This window comes from Candidatus Babeliales bacterium, from assembly GCA_019749895.1.
In the GTDB taxonomy this organism is placed as follows: Bacteria; Babelota; Babeliae; order Babelales; family RVW-14; genus AaIE-18.
The window spans coordinates 153,818-172,992 of sequence record JAIEPG010000001.1; the positions used below are offsets into that span (position 1 = coordinate 153,818).

Genomic DNA, 19,175 nt, shown 5'->3' on the forward strand with positions numbered 1-19,175 from the left:
AAAAGGTGTAAGTTATTAATGAAGACAATTATACGAGCTCTGTGCTTAGTGCTGGTTGCCTGGTTGCCTGCTGCTCAAGCGGCAAACTTGACTGGTACGGCAAGTATTGTGTACCAAAATGCGCATTATGTTTTTCGTAATTTGAATAATGCTACCGGTTATGTGCGTCTCAATAATGGTTTTACCATTTTGGCCGGCCAGTCGGCGGCCTTGGACACATTTATTACTGTTTCGGGTGCTATTGACCTGCGGACTACTGGTTCGCTGGACTTGCGCAGTGATCTTTATTTAGCTTCAAACATTACTTTTTCTACGGGTGGTTATATTAATGGCCGTTCTAATACCATCCATTTGGGCGATGATGTAACGTTGCCAACCGATAGTGTTTTTCAATTTGTTTCAAATACGGTTATCGATGGCAACAATCAAAATGCCCTCATTTTTGCTCCACATGCACAACTTCTTCTTGAGTCTCGTGTGAGCTTAACGCTTAAAAATATGACTATAAAAACGACGCGAAACAGTCCAAATATACCGATTATTCGTTGCTTTGACCAGAAGGGGCATGTAACGCTTGACAACGTGACGTTGGAATTAGCTGATGATTTTCCGTTCAGAAAAGGTCGTATATTTTTTCGTAATGATGTGAGGTTTACCGGAACTTCTTGTTTTATATATCAGTCGGTTATGCAAAGTTACGTTTCTTCACGTTCCCTGTTGACGTTTGATTCTGGTACTACGCTGTATTATTTTCCAAGCTCAACAGATAAAGATCTCATTCAGCTGGCAGATAAAAGCTCGGTGCTTTTATTAAAGGGTTCCGGGACAACTCTGCAAACAACAAATACAGGGATGCGTTTAACTAAGGGTCGTTTTTGGTTGGATAATAAGGTTACGATAGATACGATCGCTTCAACTGCTTTTAATACGATTACGCAGGTTACAACACAAAATTACGGAGCAACGGGTACCCCGAATGGTTCTGCATGGACTCCCAATGCTCGCTACTTAGGAATAGCAGGCATTGGTTCTGACAGCGGAAATGAGATTCAAATCTTTAGTTTTAATGGAGCAACCTTGAGTCTTGTTGCATCAGTTGACTGGGGATCGGGAGGTGCTACGTATAATATAAAGTGGCGACCAGATGGTAGAACTTTTGCCGTAACTGGGAATCAGGCTGCATCTGGTTTAAAATTGTATAGGTTTGATGGAACGACTATTACGTTACTTTACAACGTTTCTCTTACCACGGCGGGACAGTTTGTTTTTGGGTTGGATTGGAGTAACGATGGTCAATACCTTGCTCTAGGTATTCCTACGCCCACAAGTGGGAATGAAATTCAAATTTATAAGTTTAGTGGGATATCGCCACCAACTCTGGTTACTGGTGTAAGCATTAGTGCGGCGGCAACAAATGGTCCCGATGGGATATCTTGGCATCCATCTGATAGATTTTTGGCTGTTGGCGCAGGAAATTCAGTTACTGATGGTAATGAAGTACGGGTCTACTCATTTAATGGGACTGCATTAACGTTAGTGACCAGTGTAGATTATGGGACAGAAGTGAACTATGTAGAGTTTAGTCCAGATGGTAGATTTATTGCTGTTGGGGGTACTGTTCCTACAAGTGGTAATGAATTACAAATATATGCTTTTAATGGCACTTCTCTTCAGTTGATTGCTAGCGCGGATATTGCCGGAGCTAGTTCAGTTATACAAGAATTACGTTGGGATCCTACTGGGCAGTTTTTGGCAGTTGGTGCAACCGCGGTGACTGGCAATACAGGTTTAAGAATCTATAAGTTTGATGGGTCAACATTGACATTGCTTTCGAGTATAGTTTTTAGTACCAGTGGTTTTGGTGCATATAGCTTTTCGTGGAGTGCCGATGGAAAATATTTAGCCGTTGGCGGTGCTATTCCTGGTTCTGGTCATAATGAGATTGAAGTTTACTCAATTTCTTATACGACCGAAACCGCAGTTCAAGCTCTTTCAAATGGTCTTGTACTAGGAAACTCTGTTGCTGGTGCAACGTTTGATTTAGATACAACCATTTTTGGAGGCTCACGCGTTGAGCTGTTTGGTCGCTTGCTCTATGATCCATTTTCGTAATTTGAAAGCCTGTGGTATTCTTGGATCAAAATAGTATCACAGGCTTTATCATAAACTAAAGGTCATATGAAAATTTTAGGGTTAGATCTTGGCGACAGATGGGTTGGTTCCGCACTGGCAGATCCATTGGGCATTAGCTGCCGGCCGTATGAAACGGTTGAGCTTGAAAATCTTGAAACGTTTTTAAGGCGGGCAATTCCCGATCAAGATATTTCGGTAATTGTGGTGGGCTACCCAAAAACGATGGGCGCGGGTACCGAGAGTGATCAGACGCGTAAAACGGTTAAACTCAAAGAAGAACTTGAACAAAAATTTACCAACGTTGATTGGGTTTTGTGGGACGAGCGCTTAAGTAGCAAGCGGGCCGACCAGCTCAAGGGCACGGGTAAAACGCCTGAAGAAAAGCGTCGCCAGCATTCTGTTGCTGCGTCGTTTATTTTGCAAAGCTATCTGGATTATAAAGCGTTCAGTTCGAGCCAAGAAGACGAATAGCTTGCATGCCAAGTTTAAGTCCGGCTTCAACATTTTCTTCCTGATCGTCAATTAACAAACAATCGTGTGGGTTGAGTTTGTAGGTTGTGAATAAATAATCAAAAATTTCACGATCTGGCTTCATAAAGCCTGCAGTACCTGAAACAACCAAGCCATCAAAACAAGCAAAGAGTTTTGGATGTTGTTTTTTGAGCAGTTCAAAACTTTCTGCGTCAAAGTTTGAAAACAGGTACAGGTTGTACTTTGGTGTGCCGTCAGTATTTTTTTGTTTGCGTAGGAAATGAACGAGCGGTATGAGTTCTGTTTCTTGGCATGAATCGGCAAAGTGTTGTGGGCTAAAAATGGTATCTACGGCAATGGAAATAATTGAACCTTCAAGATCGCTGCTAAAATATTCTGGATGAGTTTTGATGGTCTTTTGTACATCTGCTTTTATTTGCTCGCTGGTTTTTTTCCCAATCTGCCATTCGTAAATGAGTTCGGGCAATATTCTGCCTTTGTAATATTTGTTGTTGGTTGGCGGGCTCATTTTGTCTAAAAAATCGAGCATGATGGGAATAATATCAAAGGGGCTTCTCAAGTGCCACAAGGCATAGCCAAGCAAGCGCAAGATGCCAATTTTTTGTATGTATAAAAGCTTGCTGGTGTGAATTTCGAACAATACGCCGGTCATGTCAAAAACTATATTTTTTTGTGTAAAGCTTGGTGCTGTATCAATAAGCTCTTGCATGTTCATGAGCGTTGATTTTGTATGGTTCATCGTTTTGCAATCCTCGCTTTCTAAAGATTTAAAAAATTCTTCAAAAACTTCTGCCGTTTCTTTGGCAATTTCGGTTTCGTCAAACATTCTTTCTTTGTTGGTTTGACAAGCTACGTTTGAAAGATTGAAAAGTATGACGATGAGTGCGAAGTGACGGGCTGTGTTCATTTTTGTTCTTACTTTTAAAAGAAACAAGGTGGGTAGTACTTTTTAATGCCGTTTACTATAACCCAAAACAAGCTTCTTGCGAAACAAGTGCTTTGCGCAGTTGCCCAACTCCTTGCACATTGCCAACCATAATAAACCCTTTAAGCATACCATTGTGTACCAAAAGGCGGTGGTAAAAGTCAGCTTCTTTTTTTATTAGTTGTTCAAAGCCATTTGGTTTGCTGGTGGGGCCGCAGGTTACAAATGTTGTGCCAAAAATATTTGAGCTGGTAATGTTGATGGTGCCCGCATACGTTTTTTCAACGCCTGCCATTGTTTGAGCTGCAACCATGCCTTGTTGTACAGCGTCTGGCCAGAGTGTGCTCAGCGTGGTGCCGCCGGTTACCAAGTCGTACACGCGGCAGATATCGCCGCCCGCAAAGATAGTGGGATTACTTGTTTGCATGTGTGGCGTGGTGACAATGCCGCCATCTTCAATAACCAAGCCTGCTTGGTGAGCAAGTTCAAGATTGGTTTTGCCGCCGATTGCAAAAATGACCATGCCGGTTGGCACAACCGTGCCGTTGTTCAATTGTGCTGCAGCGACCGTGTTGTTGTGCGTTATAATTTCTTGAACCGAAGTTGAAGTAAGCAATGTGATGCCGCGTTGTGCCATAAGGCTGGCGATGTGCTGAGCGCCTGCTTGGTCAATTTGGCGTGCAAGCACGTGAGCTTCGCGCTCAACAACCGTCAAGCCAAGGCCGTGTGCCGAAAGCGCGTCGGCGCATTCAAGGCCGCTCAGGCCTGCACCAACAATGGTTGCGTGTTTAACATTGTGTTGTTTGATGTACGCAAGAATGTTGGTAACATCGTCAAAGTCAAAAAATGGGAAAACGCCTTCGGATTTAAAGCCCGGAATATTAGGTACAAAAGACGATCTGCCCGTGCCCAAAAAAAGCTTGTCATAACCAAAGTTGGTACCGTTGGCAAGTGTTATGGTTTGTGCTTGCGCGTCAAGCTGGACTACCCGGCTGTTCAGCATCAATGTGATGTTGTTTTCATCAAAAAAGCTTTGAGGCTTGGTAGCAACTTGTTCGGCCGAGCGTGAGCCTGACAAATGGTCTGCTAGCAGGCAGCGGTTGTAGGGCATAACTTTTTCTGCCGTGACGCAGGTAATGCGCGCGGAAGAATCTAATGAACGTAGTTTGCCGGCAGCGCCAAGCCCAGCGGCGGAAGAACCAATGACAATGTAATGTTTTTGCATAATTTTAGACCTCTTCCCAAAGGTAAAGCAAGAGGGCCAAGATTGCAAGTTTTATGCGTCTTCTAAGACGTTTTTGCTACTCGTGAAATTCAATGCCTTCAAAAACCTGAAATTCACAACCCTCTTTCCAGCCATCGGCCCCAAGCCCAGCCTTAATACTCAGCTGCGTGAGCGTTTCTTCAAGGGTCCAGCCAAAATCTTTAGGCACCTGTGGTAAAAAGACGGCCGAGTTTTTGAGTGCGCCTGTGCGGTCAAATTTCTTTAGAATAATGCCATGCTTACCAATTTCAATGTTTCCCAAGCCTGAAATGGTGGTTGGTGGGGAAAGCACCGAGATATCAAAAACAACCGAGTCTAAATCTTTTTGTGTGACGGGACTGAAGCGGTCGTCGTGAAAAGCGGCCGACTTTGCCATTTCAACCACGGTTTGAAATAACGGTTCTGCCGACATAATTCTGCCAATGCAGCCGCGCAGGTTGCCGCTTTTGGTGTTGAGCGTTACAAAGGCTCCCGCTTGTCTAAACATGCCCGGGCTGACGATTGGCCACAACAAGTGTTCGGCCGTTTGTGCTACTTCAGGTTTAAGTTTGTTGGCAACAACTTCTTGGGCTGTTTTTAAGAGCGCTCGCTTTTCATAGCCGGTTAGTTGATTTTCTTTGCTCAGCTTTGCCAAGTCTTGGCTTGTTACCACCAGCCCAACGTAGCTCACGCTGTCGGCCGCTTGGGCATCGGGCAGTGTGCCAACAAGAGCTTTAGTATCAATGTCTTGTTTATTGCTGCGCGCTTGTTGCAGATGAGCCGAGGTGTAGTAGCAGGCTAGTCTGGTTTGAAGGTTGCTGCCCAAGGTCTTGTTTTCTAGCATAGAAATTAGAATCTTGATGGGGTTTTGACCGCAGATGGTGGTGCCGGTTTGGTCGAGTACGTTTTCAAACTCTTCTAAATTTGGGTTTACTATTGTTTTAACAGCCAGCGAGTCTAGGTACTTCACTTGGTTGCTAATCGTGTCGTTAAAGACCTTGTAGTTGAAATTTGAGCCATGATGAGCAAAGTCTGAACTGATTACCAGTAAGGTCTGGTCGTCGATAATTTCTTTAATTGCTGCTGAAACGTTTTGTACATCTTCAGGTTTTAAATTGCCTACAACTAGCGGCATAATATCAAATGAAGCAATAGTTTCTTGTAAAAACGGTAGCTGCACTTCAACGGCATGCTCGGTAGCGTGCGCCTCTCTAAAAATCTTAAAATGCTCATTTTTTTCAAGCTTATATAAAACTTCTTGGTTAACGTGCAAGTCGCCAAGGGCTGTTTTGTAAACGGTGTAGTCAGGTAGTGCTACACCACGGAAAAGCGTTGTATGACTCGGGGCTAACAGCACAACACGTTTGATTTTTTTGTTTTTGATTGACGATGAGCGTAAGTTCCTGTTTTCTAGCAGGGTTTGGTACGCAGTTGCAGCACACAGGCCCGAGTAATAATAACCAGCGTGCGGTACCACCAGTGCCTTGACGGCGTGCGGGTCAGCTTCAACATAAAAATTGTTGATAGCGAGTGTGAGATAGTTTTTGATTTCTTTGTGTAGCGCGTCTGCTTCAAGCGGGTACCAGCCTTCTGGCAAATGAGCTTCGTGCGTGATCCCTAAGGTTTTTTGGCCGGTGCGCGATTCTTTGGTTACGCAAGCCGGAGCAACAATAAGCCCGGCAAAAGCAATGAGTAACGAAATTTTTCTAGATTTAAATATCATAGTTTCCCCTTTTTTCTGGCACTTCAGGCTCTTCTTTCACGTTTTTCTCTTCTGTTCCTATCTCACGACTAGCCTATTCAAACGCCATAAAATGTAAATTTTTCAAAATTATTGACCATTTGAATATAAAATTAATAATCTGAAGATAGATTAAGATTCAATTAGAAAATTTCACCATGAGGTTGCGAGATGAGTTTTGGTAGTGGGGTGCTGGCAAAAAGCACCGGGAGAGAGCATGAGATTGTTTTGGGTTCGCGCATTATGCTTCTTTTTTTTATCCGGCATTGCATGTTCAAGTTTGGCCGCTCGCCAGCTTGCATTGTTGGATACGGCCCAACGTGAGCAGGCATTGTACCAACCGTTTATTAATTCTGCTCAAGCGGCTGGCTTTCAGGTCAGTTATGTTTCCATTGACCACGTTATGGACCAAGAAGATTTGTTTAAAACCTATCAAGATTTTGATGGCATCTTTTTTCTTTTTAGCATGGAATTTCTAAAGGGCATGCAGCAACAGTCGCCCGTTTCTCAAAAGATTATGGATTTATTGAGTAAGTATGCATCGCTTGAAAATAAACTTACTGGACTCATATTTCCGCCAGTTGCTACTGCTTCAAATGCTGGGCCGGTAATGGCGCTGTTGCCAATTTTTGAACAGTTGGGAAGAAATGTTCGTGCCGATTTGTTTGTTCATGACAAGAATAACAAGAGAGCAAACTCGATGCGTGCTTTTTTGGGGCTGACCAATCGCTTTATTTCTGTTCCCATGGAAGCTCGGAGCCTGCCTTATCAAACTACGTTGAGTGTTCCGCACAGTGGCCATAGTTTTTTTAGTGAGCCGGTAAATCAACTCTTGCGTGCTCATAAAGCGCGTTTAAATGTTTTGCCGTTTCGTTCAGCAAAAAATTTTCCAGCATCAGTGCGCAATGCTTTTCCGTACGCGCTTTATTGGCACAATCCGTTTTTTAACAATCATGTTTTTGTAAGTTCTAAAACGTTGTGTACGTTTTCTGGTATTACCGAAAGTTTTCGTGTGTGTCCGGTTGACCACGCTTTGCGTAACAAGATGCATGAGGCAATGGACCAGATGATGGTTAACCTCAACAACATTCTTGATAAAAAGAGATCTCACTCCAACCCTGCTAAAGTGCCAGACAGCGGCATTGCCAATGCTGGCACTTTAGCCCCTTCCCAAAATGTACCAGTTACCAGCAAATATGATAAACATTTTAGAAAAATTGCGTGGATGGAGCTGCCAATTTTTGAAGATAAAGACTATAAAGACATGGCCAAAGGCGATGTTGAAAAAGATAAAAAAGAGCGTGCGGTGCGTCAAACGCAGTTGATTAACCATATTTTTGATTCCGGCATGAATGCTTTGTGGATCAGCTTAACACCAAACATTTATTACAGCCCAATCGCAAAATACAAAGAAAAAGAAAAAGTGTTTATGGGCTCGGTTGTGCGCTTTACCAAAAAGTTGAGTGCTGCTGCAAAACGCACCGGCAAGCCGCTGCCTAAAATTTTGGTTGGTTTTGAAATTGCCGACAATATTTATGAGCCCAACTTGCCCAAACAGTTCGCGTGGGATCTTTATAACAATCGCTACGAAGATGTGCCAAGTCCAATTTCTAAAACTTTTTGGGAAAACGAAGTAAAGCTTCCGTTGCAAACCTTTGTGCACAAGTGGCAAGATCCGACTATCTCTCATGGCGTGCCGCTTTCTGGTGTGGTGATAGATCTTGAAATGTATGGCCGGCGCAAAAGTGATATGTTTTTAAATGTTTTTGGTTTTTCTCCAGAGCTGTTTACTGAATTTACTCAAAATAAGAAGAATTTTGGTACCGCCAACGACGCTCACCAGATAGCCCGCCAGCTCATGAAAAACAAAGCAACAACTGAGTACTTTTCTTTCTTGGAGCAGCAGGCACAAAATGTTGGGAGTGATTTAAAAGATTATTGTGAACAGCTGATACCAGGCTGTTTGATGTCGTGCTATGCCGCCACGCTGCATGTTGACTGGTTTTATAAAGGTTTTTTCAAGGGCTTGAGCTCGGCTCAAAAGCCTGTTTATGTGAGTACATTTAATACTGAATTTAAACAGCATCAAGATTGGTTTGCAAAAAATGATAGTAATGTTCGGCATTTGGGTGTTTTGCTGTTGTCAAAAATTAAGAATTTAGATCAAAAAAATTGGGTTGATACTATCTTGAAAGAACATCATGGTATTTGGCTCAATCGTTTTTCTCGTTTGGTTGAGAAATATGAACCAACGAGTTGGATCAGTGTTGAGCAGTCGCCTTTGGAAGAGGGTCAAAAAAAACAGCTCATGAAATATCTAGCTCTTCAGCCATAAAATAATAACTCTTTGCTCGATTGATTGTTTTTTATTACTCTGTAAAGCAGCGTACTTTTTATAAGACAATTAATTTAAAAGAAGGACTGTTTTATGGCACTTGAGATTACGAGTGTAAATTTTGAGCAAGAAATTGCCAAATCTGACAAGCCAGTTGTTATTGATATTTTTGCAACGTGGTGTGGGCCGTGCCGGCAAATGGCGCCCTTGTTTGACGAGCTTTCAAAAGAGTTAGCAGATCAATACAAGTTTGCAAAAATTAATATTGACGATCAACGTGATCTGGTAGTGCAGTATAACGTTTCTTCAATTCCAACCTTTGTGTTTGTTAAAAACGGTCAGATGGTTGGCAAAGAAACCGGTTCAATGACCAAAGATGCTCTGAAAAACAAGATTGAAAGTTATTTTAAATAAAATATTTTGAAGTAACCCTTCGAGACGCCTGTCTTCGCTTCCCTCGATACTTTTTCCTGCGGAAAAAACTCGGGATGAGCGCGCGTCAGGCTCCTCAGGGCAATCGGGAGCTGCAAAATCCGATCATTCTGAGTCCTGAGTTCGGTCGAAGAGCCGAAAGACGGGGCAGTCGGGTTTTTTCTTCGACATTGCTTAATTAATTTCAAAAAATTGTTGCAGAAAAAAACAGATATTTTAAAAAAGCTATGACAAAGTTATGAGCCGCAAACAATTATAAAAAGCCTGTACTCCCCCGTTCTCCCTGAGGAGCCTGACGAAGCTTTTAGCGAAGACAGGCGTCTCGAAGGGCCAAGGAAATAAAAATTATGTTGTCATTTTATGTTTATATCTTGAAGTGTAGTGATGATTCTTATTATACCGGCCACACTGATGATATTGATAAACGTTTGCATGAACATAAAACGAGCACATATGATGATTCTTATACTTCCAGTCGACTGCCATTTAAGCTTGTTTTTATGCAAGAATTTCCGTCAAGATATGAGGCTTTGGCGGCAGAAAGAAAAATAAAGGGATGGGGAAGAAAGAAAAAAGAAGCTTTGATTGCTGGTGATTGGGAAAAAATTTCGCAGTTGGCTAGCAGGAAAAAGAAGTAAAAAAGCCCTTCGAGACGCCTGTCTTCGCTATCCGTCTTCGCCAAGGCTTCGACGGACAAGAAAGCTTCGTCAGGCTCCTCAGGGAGGGCGGGGGAAGTAAGATCTTGGTTCTTCTGAGCTCGGTCGAAGGGTTGAAGGATAGGGCAATCGGGTTTTTTCTTCGACATTGCTTAATTAATTTTAAACTATATTGATTCTTCTCCCCGATCATCCTGAGGAGCTCGAAGAGCGTCTCGAAGGACCCGTTCTCCCTGCCTGTGCGCCATAGCCCGCTCATCCTGAGGAGCCCGTAGGGCGTCTCGAAGGAGGCGAAGACGGAAGGGTTAAATATTTTGAATAAAAAAAAAGAGGCGCTCTTTTTGAGAGCGCCTCTTTTTTTTGTTTTCTTATTTCTTTAGAACTTGTATTCAAATCCAACATTAACAAAGAATGAACGGTCATCACTCAGTCTAAAATCTTCAGGTTCAATACCGTCAGCATCAACTGCTTTTTGGAAAGAATCGAAGAAGTCTTTGCTCAATGGTACGCCAGAAACGTCGGTAAAGAAGCCACCTGGTGCAAACATGGCAAGAATTGCAAAGAGTTTGAGGTCTTTAATAATTTCAATTTCTGAAACGATATTGAACTCAGTTCCCATAAACTTACGAGAATCTTTGTCTGTTGCAGCGCCGCCAGTTACATTACCATTAATATCTCGGGTAATTTCAAATACTTTTGACGGATGAGCTTTCCAGAAGAACATGACGTTTGGATTAATGCTCAAACCTTTGTGTTGGCAGCATTTTGGTTTTACGGTAAAGCCTAAGCCAAATTGATGCAAGTCAGTAAACGCAAAGTCTTCCGTAGCACTGGTGTCGCCCGAACGCAATGTTGAAGGTACTTTGAGCAAGCGTTGACCAAGAACAATAACGCTTGGCACGTTTTTGCCTGTGTACCATTCATGCAAGCCAACAAATTCTTTGAAATTTTTGTTGGTTTCTTTGGTGTGTGGGTTGTTGTCGCCCGAGGCATAGGCATACGCAGCTGCTAGTTTTAAAACATCGTCGTTGGTGGTGTAGGCAAGGTCTATAACGCCCATCCAACCATGAAGTTCGTTAACAAATGGGGGACGAATACGCCCGTCTTTGCTCGTGAATCCACCCGGCAAAACATCAGTATCACTTGCAACAATTTTTTTCGCCGCATCAATACTTGCCGCAGTTACAACGGTTGGCTGTCCTGCGGTAAGAATATGAGTAAAGTATTCTTCAAGTTGGCCAGTAGCATTTCTTCTGATACTAATACGATTGCGATCGAGATGATGCAACGTTTCTCTGCCGTAGTTGCCAGCGATTTCACCGCTGATTTCAAAGCCACGATAAACATGTTCAATGTTTAAACCAAGGGTACCAAGTTGCATTTTAGTGTCGGCATTAACTTCGTTCTTTTGGTCTGAAGCATCGTTATAAAATACATACGGCTCAATGCGCATGTTGTGATTTTTTTCACGCAATGGCTTCCAAACAAGGCGGCTTGCAATTACTTGGTCGTCTTTGCCAACACCGCGCCATGGATGCAGCTTGTGAGTAACAAGTTGTTCTTTTACGGTGTTGAGTGTGTAACCCAAGCTCTTGTCGCGTTCTTCAAACTTTGCATAGTAAATGTCATAGAATAACGCTTCTTTAATGAGTTCACCGCTTAACAAAATACCAGGAGCTGATTTGTCTTCTGGGTAGCTGTAAAGCCCAAGCAAATCACGGTTAGCGCCGTATGCAGATCCAAGCGCTATACCACGACCAAGCGAGAAAGGAAACCAGCCTAATTTAACGGTGTTGAGATAATCGCTTCCCTTTTTACCAAACACTGAATTAAGACTGAATTGTAACCAACCTTCGTTCATCCAAATCAACGGTTTACCGTTGCTGTGGCGGTGGCTACCAAATTCGGTGCTGCTCAATTTTAAGTTGGTAGGCTGAGTGGTGTCTGAATCAGCAAAAACGCTGCCAAGGCCCCACACGCCTTTTTGGCGTAGACCAAAAAATGCTTCAAGAGCTTTGTGATCAAATTTTTCTTTTCCGTAAACAAAGTCAAAATTCAAATCGAGTAGTTGTTTAAAATATTCAGCTTGGTCGGGTAACGCATGGTTTGCCATTTCAATGTCTTTGGCAAAGTAATGCTCAATAAGTATCTTACCGCCAACGGTAGCTTCAAAGTCACCGCGACGCATGGTCAATTTTGGTTTGGTACCAGCAGTGGTAGAAACTTTTTTAAGATCTATTTTTTTTGTATCGGTGCTAATTCCAGGAATACTAGTTGCGCGAGTTGTGCCTGTTGTAACAATAAGTCCAAGAAGTAAAACAGCGAGATGCTTATGCAAAAACTTCATTAAGGTACGTTCCTTTCTGATGAAAAATGGCTGAAATAACTACCTGATTGGTAGATTATTGTGACCGAAGTTTGAACCTTTGTCAATTACGGATAGGCCCTATATTTCGACACAATCTCGCTGCCAACTTGGTAAATTTTACCCGCGCCAATGGTCAGCACTAAGTCGTTGGGTTGTGCAATGTTTTCAAGGACTTGCACAATTTGACTAAAGTCTGAGCAGTGCAGAACAGTAAGTTCTGGGTTTTTGGCTTGAATTGCTTGCGTTAATCGTTGGCTGGTGATGTTGGGAATTGGCTCTTCACTGGCGGCGTGAATGTCGGCAATGATGAGTGTTTCAACACCGAACCTACTTTTCGCACTGGCAAGAAGATTAACAAATTCGTCCCACAATTTTTCAGTTCGAGAGTAGCGATGGGGCTGAAAAACGACGTGCAAGCGGCCAACTGTGCGGCGTTGTGCCACAATCAGTGTTTTTTCAATTTCGGTTGGATGGTGGCCGTAGTCGTCAAAAACATCAGTGCCTTTGAACGTGCCTTTAAATTCAAAGCGACGTTCAACGCCAAAAAATGTTGTGAGTGCTTTGGCAATTGTTTCAAACGAGATGTCGAATTCTAGACACAAAGACAGAGCTGCTAGTGCATTAAGAACGTTGTGTTCGCCAGGAATATTGAGCATTACACGGCCCAACAAAGTTGGCGTGTTTTTACTGTCTTTGTTGCTAAAAACATCGAATACTGATTGCGAAGCGCCCAGCGAGATAATTTTGCCCATGATGTCGGCCTTGCTGCTTAAGCCATATTTTACCGTGCTGATGTGCGGCAGTGGCAAAATTGAACACAAGTTGGGGTCGTCGATGCAGACAATTGCTTTGCCATAAAAAGGCAGGCGAGCCAGGAAATTTTGGAATGTTTGTTTAATATCGTCAAGATCGCGATAGGTATCCAAGTGTTCGGTGTCGATATTGGTTACTACCGCCATGGTTGGGTTTAAGTACAAAAATGAGCGGTCGCTTTCGTCTGCTTCGGCAATCAGCAAGTTGCTGTCGCCAAATTGGGCGTTACTGTCGATATTTTTTAAAACGCCGCCTACAATAACAGTAGGGTTTTTTTGTGCTTCAATCATGATGTGTGAGATCAACGATGTGGTAGTTGTTTTGCCGTGAGCGCCGGTAACCGCAACGCTGTACTTGGTGCGCATTAGCTCTGCCAGCATGAGTGCGCGGGGAATAACCGGAATTGAACGTTCAAGTGCGGCCACAATTTCTTGATGATCTTTTTTAATGGCGGACGAATAAACAAGTACATCGGCATTGTGTACGTGGCTGGCGTTGTGGTCTTTAAAAACCGTGCAGCCAATACTTTCAAGGTGCGTAATTGTTTTGCCTTCACAACTGGCATCACAGCCAGAAACGGTATAGCCCTGCAGTTTTACAATTTCTGCAATACCGCTCATGCCAATGCCGCCAATGCCCATGAAATGGATATGTTCTCTTTTTTTGTACATAAAAAAACTTCGTGTTAAATCAAATAGTTAATAATTCTTCGAACGCCTTCTTCCAACACTGCTGTGTCTCGTGCGTAGCATAAACGCAAAAACGAAGCGCCGCTTGGTCCAAAGGTTTTGCCAGGAATTAAGCCAACTTTTGCATGATTCAAAATATTTAAACAAAAGTCGGTAGCTTCGGCATACTCTGTTTTTAAGAACAGAAAGATGCCGCCGTCTGGTTTTTTGTAGCTAAAAATTCCTGCTTGCACCAGTGGTTCAACCAGCTGCATAATCAACGTGCGGTTGTGGTTGATGATGTTAAAAAAGTTTTGTGAAAGTTCTGGGTGGTCCAGTGCATAAAGTGCTGCGTATTGTGCTGTGTTGTTTAGGCAATTGAGCAAAGCATCTTGCACACCAACCAAATTTTTGATCAAATTTTTTGAAACAACCAAATAACCAATGCGCCAACCGCTCATGGCCATATTTTTTGAAAAGGTGTTGGCGCTGATTACAAAGTCTGATTTGTTTACTAACGTAACGCCAGACGTGAGTGTGCCGGTAAAGTCGTACGTGCGATACGCTTCGTCAATTACCAAATAAATACCTTTGAGCTCGCACCAGTCAACCAGCTCTTGCAATGTTTCGAGTGGCACAAGAGCACCGGTTGGGTTGCAGGGGTTTGAAAAAATAATAATTTTTGTTTTTGCTGTTGTTGCTGCTTTAATTTTTTCAACATCAAGCTTCCAGTTAAATTGGTCAGTGTTGCTAGAGCTTGGTTCAAACATTGAAACAAAAACTGATTTGCTGCGAGCTGTTTGTGCCAAAATGGTGTAAGCAGGGTAGGCCGGTTCTGGAATAATAACTTCATCTCCCGGTTCTAAAATTGCTAAAAAGAGTAGTGAAAGTCCGCCAATGCAGCCGTGTGTTGGTAGTATTTGCTCGCTGGTTACGGGCGTGTTGTAGTTGGTAGAAATATGATGTGCGAGTTTTTCACGCAAAATCTTTATTCCCCAACAGCTTTCATAATAGTCTGTTTTATCGGTGTTGAGCAGCTCTTGAATATATTTTTTTATTTGCGTTGGAATGCCGCCAACTTTTACCGAGCCTTGTGACAATGAAATGTATTCGCGGTTGCTTGCTACTTCTTCAATTTTTTTTATACCGGAAAGAGGGATGTCTAACATGAATGGTCCTTTTTTGCTAGGGTGGGACTGACAGGAGAAGTAGAGCGTAATAAATTTTTTGTTTTTTCGCAAAAAAGGGAGAAATATGAAGAGTGGAAAATTATTTTTACTGGTTATTTTTTTACTGTTTGGGCAGGCGTTACGTGCAACAAGTTTAACAGGCACTGTAACGCAAGTGTATCAAGATAAGCATTATGTGTTTCGTAATTTCAATACGGCAAAAGGTTATGTACGTTTAAATAATGGTTTTACCATTTTGGCCGGCCAGTCGGCAGGCCTTGATACGTTTGTAACTGTTTCTGGTGCTATTGATTTGCGCACTACCGGTTCGTTGGATTTGCGTGGTGATTTATTTTTAGACGCTCATGTCACGTGGTCAAGCAGCGGCAAAATTTATGGCCGTGGCAATGCCATACATCTTGGTGGCTCTTTGAGCTTGCCAACGGATACGATTGTACAATTTATTGATGATACAATAATTGACGGCCATGGCAACACGTTAACGCTTGGCGCGCATGCGCAGCTGTTGCTTGCTTCAGACGTTTCGTTAACACTTAAAAATATGACTATTGAAACAACGCGCAACAGTTCACACATTCCTATCATTCGCTGTTTTGACCAAAAAGGGCATGTGACGCTAGATAACATTGAGCTGGCATTGACAGACGACTTTGCGTTTAGAACCGGGCGCATGTTTTTTAATAACGATGTTATAGTTACCGGCACTTCCTGTTTTATTTATCAATCGTGGATGCAAAGTTATGTTGCACCGCAATCACTGCTGACCTTGGATCCTGGTACTACGTTTTATTATTATCCAAGCTCCGCTCGAGAAGATTTAGTTCAACTGGTTGAAAAATCTTCAGGCATTTTTTTGAAAGGTTCTGCAACAACGTTGCAAGTAACGCATACCGGTATGCGTTTAAGCACAGGGCGGTTGTGGCTTGATAATAAAGTGACGTTGAGTACGCGGGCCTTAACAGCGCTTGATTTAGTAACGCAAGTGACTTCAGCCAATTATGGCTTTTGTCCTTACTCGGTTGATATTTCGCCAAATGGACGTTATTTGGCAGTAACTGGGCAGATCCCGAACAATGGCAATGAGGTACAAATTTTTAAGTTTAGCGGAACAATACTTACATTAATTGCGTCGGCGAATACTCCAGGAGAAGGATATCAAATAAGGTGGAGCCCAGATGGACGGTATGTTGCCAACATTGGTGGGGGGGGCATAAGGGTCTATAGTTTTGATGGCACAAATCTTGTGCAGACGGCAAGTGCTACGCTTACATTGGCAAATGCCTTTAGCGTTGCTTGGTCTCCGGATGGCCGTTATATTGCTGCGGGTGCAAATAATACCACCGATGAATTGTCAATTTTTCGGTTTAGCGCGGGCACCATAACACTTCTAGACTCGCTCGATCTTGGTGCTGCTGTAGACGTTGCGCCTGTTACCATTTCTTGGCATCCGCAAGGTGCTGTTTTTGTTGTAGGAACAAATAATACCGTTAGTGGAGGCAACGAGGTTCGGCTCTATTCATTTAATGGTTCTTCGTTGTCGCTGTTGACGAGTGTAAGCGTTACCACAGCGGGGGCTGTGCAGTACGCAGAGTTTAGTCCAGACGGCGATTTTCTTGCTGTTGCAACTACGGTACCAGCGGTAGGACATACAGAGTTAGAAGTATATACTTTTAATGGTTCTACGCTGACCAGAGTTGCTGGAGTTTCTACAACTACCCTTCAAGAAATTGCGTGGAGTCCTGATGGGCAGTACATAGTAACAGCATTCGGAAACATTTATCGTTTTACTTCGACCACGCTGACTGCCGTTGCAACGGGGGTAATTAGTGCCAATACGGGCGTAAGGTGGTCGCGTGATGGTAAATTTCTTGTGGCCAGTGGTGGAACTCGTGATGTTGATGTTTATTCAGTTGCTTATCGCTTCGATACACGAACACAAGCGCTGACCAACGGCATTTCGCTGGGCAACTCAACTGCTGGCTCTTCGTTTGATTTGGATACGTATGTCTTGAGCGGGGCCACCGTTAATTTGGCTGGGCAGTTGTTTTATGACTCAACAAGTTAGAAAGCAAAAACAAAAACAAAAAGTAGAAAGTAGAAAAAAGGGAGTAGTAATGAAGCGATTTTTAAAATTATTAGTGGTGCTGGTGCTGTGCCCATCGCTTGTGTCTGCAACAAGTTTGAACGGTACAGCAAGCATTGTGTACCAAGATAAACATTATGTCTTTCGTAATTTTAATACGGCAAAAGGCTATGTCCGCTTGAACAATGGTTTTACTATTTTGGCTGGCCAGTCTGCCGGTTTGGATACCTTTGTGACGGTTTCAGGTGCTATTGATTTGCGTACTACCGGCTCGTTAGATTTGCGTGGTGATTTATTTTTAGATCAGCATGTAACGTGGTCTAGCAGCGGTAAAATTTATGGCCGTGGCAATGCCATACATCTTGGTGGCTCTTTGAGCTTGCCAACGGATACGATTGTACAATTTATTGATGATACCGTTATTGACGGGCATGGCCATATATTAACGCTCGGCGCCCATGCACAGCTGTTGCTCGCTTCTGACGTTTCGTTGACGCTCAAAAATATGACACTCAAAACAACACGCAACAGCTCCAATATTCCTATCATTCGTTGTTTTGACCAAAAGGGGCATGTGACGCTAGACAACGTTGAGCTGGCCCTGGCAGATGACTTTCCGTTCAGGACAGGTCGTATGTTTTTTAATAACGATGTTATGGTGACCGGTACGTTATGTTTTATTTATCAATCAGTGATGCAAAGTTATGTTGCACCACAATCGCTTTTAACGTTCGATCCTGGTACTACGCTTTATTACTACCCAAGTTCAACAGATAAAGACTTGATTCAGCTTAAAGATAAATCTTCAGGAATTTATTTGAAGGGCAGTGCAACAACGCTGCAAGCCACACACACGGGCATGCGTTTGAGCAAGGGTCGCTTCTGGCTTGACAATAAAGTAACGTTAAGCACGTGTGCAGCAACAGTTGCTAATGGCTTTACGCAACTTACTACCGCAAGCTATGGTACGTATGTGAATTCGGTAGATTGGAGTCCTGATGGTAGATATTTGGCCGTTGGTGGCTTTGGCCCAACGAATGGTAATGAGTTTCAAATTTACCGTTTCAACGGCTCAACGCTTACGTACGTTACTGGTGATAACTGGACTGGTGGTGGTACTGAAGTGTGGCGTGTGCGCTGGCATCCAAGTGGAAGATTTGTAGGTGCTGTTGGTGATGCAACTAACGACGTGAGAATTTACAGTTTTAATGGCACAACGCTTACTACCATTGCTGCAACTGATCTTACCGCAACCGATAACGTTAAAGGAATTGCTTGGAGCCCGTCGGGAGAGTATGTTTTGTTTGGGTCTACCAATGATGCAACAATTGAACAGTTGCAGGTTTACCGATTTGATGGTCAAAAATTAACATTTATTGATGGTAATGGAATTGGGCAGGGTAATGTTAGAGGTCTTTCGTGGCACCCAAGTGCGCGCTTTTTTTGTTCTAGCGGGAGCGCGGGGCCAAGTACTGAAACGCGTACTTATAGTTTTAACGGATCAACACTAACATTGATTCAAGCAACCAATGCTGGACAATCTGGTCGTTCTGCCGAATTTACTCAAGATGGTTTGTATTTTTCTGAAACGATCAATCAAATTGGTGGTGGTGATTCACGATTGAACATACTTTCTGTTAATCCTGGAGGTTCCTTTTCTCTCGTTGCAAGCATTATTTATAGTGGCAATAATGATAGTTTTCTTGAAGCCCGTTGGAGCCCCGATGGGCAGTATTTGGTGGGTGGTGGAACAACGCCAAGTAATGGCAATGAGCTTAAATTTTATCAGTTTATGCGGCCAGGAACATTAACTGAAATTGCCAGTTATAATTTTGGAACATCAATTAATGGCGTTGCATGGAGCCATGATGGAAAGTATATTGCCATTGGTGGAGAGGGGCCTGACGGTGGGCATGATGAGATAGAAGTCTGGAACGTTTCGTATCGTTTTGACACAACAACTCAAGCACTCACCAACGGTTTAATTTTAGGCAACTCAAAACTTGGTTCAAGCTTTGATTTGGATACGTACGTTTTGAGTGATGCTACGGTGAACCTGGCAGGACAGTTATTTTACGACTCAACAAGTTAGAAAA

13 protein-coding genes are annotated in these 19,175 nt (G+C 43.0%); 7 read left to right on the top strand and 6 right to left on the bottom strand.

Features of this window, described 5'->3' with window-relative positions; all coding sequences use genetic code 11:
* Positions 1-18 precede the first annotated feature (18 nt).
* Positions 19-2,112, top strand: a complete 2,094-nt coding sequence (locus tag K2W90_00725) for a WD40 repeat domain-containing protein (protein ID MBY0352871.1) — start codon at positions 19-21, stop codon at positions 2,110-2,112.
* Between the two features lie 66 nt (positions 2,113-2,178).
* The gene (ruvX, locus tag K2W90_00730; GenBank protein ID MBY0352872.1) at positions 2,179-2,604 is read left to right on the top strand and encodes a Holliday junction resolvase RuvX; all 426 of its coding nucleotides are present in this window, start codon (positions 2,179-2,181) and stop codon (positions 2,602-2,604) included.
* On the opposite strand, the gene K2W90_00735 is transcribed toward ruvX, so the two are convergent.
* The 3 genes from K2W90_00735 to amrB form a co-directional block, all read right to left on the bottom strand.
* Complete coding sequence (locus tag K2W90_00735; protein MBY0352873.1) at positions 2,579-3,532, bottom strand: HAD-IA family hydrolase; 954 nt, start codon at positions 3,530-3,532, stop codon at positions 2,579-2,581. The genes ruvX and K2W90_00735 overlap by 26 nt on opposite strands.
* 55 nt (positions 3,533-3,587) lie before the next feature.
* Positions 3,588-4,775 (bottom strand): FAD-dependent oxidoreductase, encoded by a 1,188-nt coding sequence (locus tag K2W90_00740; GenBank protein ID MBY0352874.1) that lies wholly within the window; start codon positions 4,773-4,775, stop codon positions 3,588-3,590.
* A gap of 76 nt (positions 4,776-4,851) precedes the next feature.
* Entirely contained in the window at positions 4,852-6,516 is a 1,665-nt protein-coding gene (gene amrB / locus K2W90_00745) for an AmmeMemoRadiSam system protein B (GenBank protein ID MBY0352875.1), read from the bottom strand.
* A 235-nt stretch (positions 6,517-6,751) separates the two neighbouring features.
* On the opposite strand from amrB, the gene K2W90_00750 reads away from it, so the two are divergent.
* From K2W90_00750 to K2W90_00760, 3 genes are all read left to right on the top strand, one after another.
* Positions 6,752-8,869 carry a hypothetical protein gene (locus K2W90_00750; protein ID MBY0352876.1) on the top strand — a complete coding sequence of 706 codons (2,118 nt, stop codon included), beginning with the start codon at positions 6,752-6,754 and terminating at the stop codon, positions 8,867-8,869.
* Between the two features lie 93 nt (positions 8,870-8,962).
* Entirely contained in the window at positions 8,963-9,283 is a 321-nt protein-coding gene (gene trxA / locus K2W90_00755; GenBank protein MBY0352877.1) for a thioredoxin, read from the top strand.
* Positions 9,284-9,648: 365 nt separating this feature from the next.
* Positions 9,649-9,939, top strand: coding sequence for a GIY-YIG nuclease family protein (locus K2W90_00760; protein MBY0352878.1), 291 nt, complete (start codon positions 9,649-9,651; stop codon positions 9,937-9,939).
* A gap of 394 nt (positions 9,940-10,333) precedes the next feature.
* Here the strand turns inward: K2W90_00760 and K2W90_00765 are convergent, their stop codons facing one another.
* From K2W90_00765 to K2W90_00775, 3 genes are all read right to left on the bottom strand, one after another.
* On the bottom strand, positions 10,334-12,304 hold the full coding sequence (locus tag K2W90_00765) for a hypothetical protein (GenBank protein ID MBY0352879.1): 1,971 nt from the start codon (positions 12,302-12,304) through the stop codon (positions 10,334-10,336).
* An 86-nt stretch (positions 12,305-12,390) separates the two neighbouring features.
* A complete protein-coding gene (murC, locus tag K2W90_00770) occupies positions 12,391-13,809 on the bottom strand; it encodes a UDP-N-acetylmuramate--L-alanine ligase (protein MBY0352880.1) in 1,419 nt (472 codons plus the stop codon).
* A gap of 14 nt (positions 13,810-13,823) precedes the next feature.
* The gene (locus K2W90_00775; GenBank protein MBY0352881.1) at positions 13,824-14,975 is read right to left on the bottom strand and encodes a pyridoxal phosphate-dependent aminotransferase; all 1,152 of its coding nucleotides are present in this window, start codon (positions 14,973-14,975) and stop codon (positions 13,824-13,826) included.
* Between the two features lie 85 nt (positions 14,976-15,060).
* On the opposite strand from K2W90_00775, the gene K2W90_00780 reads away from it, so the two are divergent.
* Together K2W90_00780 and K2W90_00785 are read left to right on the top strand one after the other, a co-directional pair.
* Positions 15,061-17,061: a beta-propeller fold lactonase family protein gene (locus K2W90_00780; GenBank protein MBY0352882.1), complete on the top strand. Its 2,001-nt coding sequence runs from the start codon at positions 15,061-15,063 to the stop codon at positions 17,059-17,061.
* 49 nt (positions 17,062-17,110) lie between these two features.
* Positions 17,111-19,171 carry a WD40 repeat domain-containing protein gene (locus K2W90_00785; protein MBY0352883.1) on the top strand — a complete coding sequence of 687 codons (2,061 nt, stop codon included), beginning with the start codon at positions 17,111-17,113 and terminating at the stop codon, positions 19,169-19,171.
* The last annotated feature ends 4 nt before the right edge of the window (positions 19,172-19,175 follow it).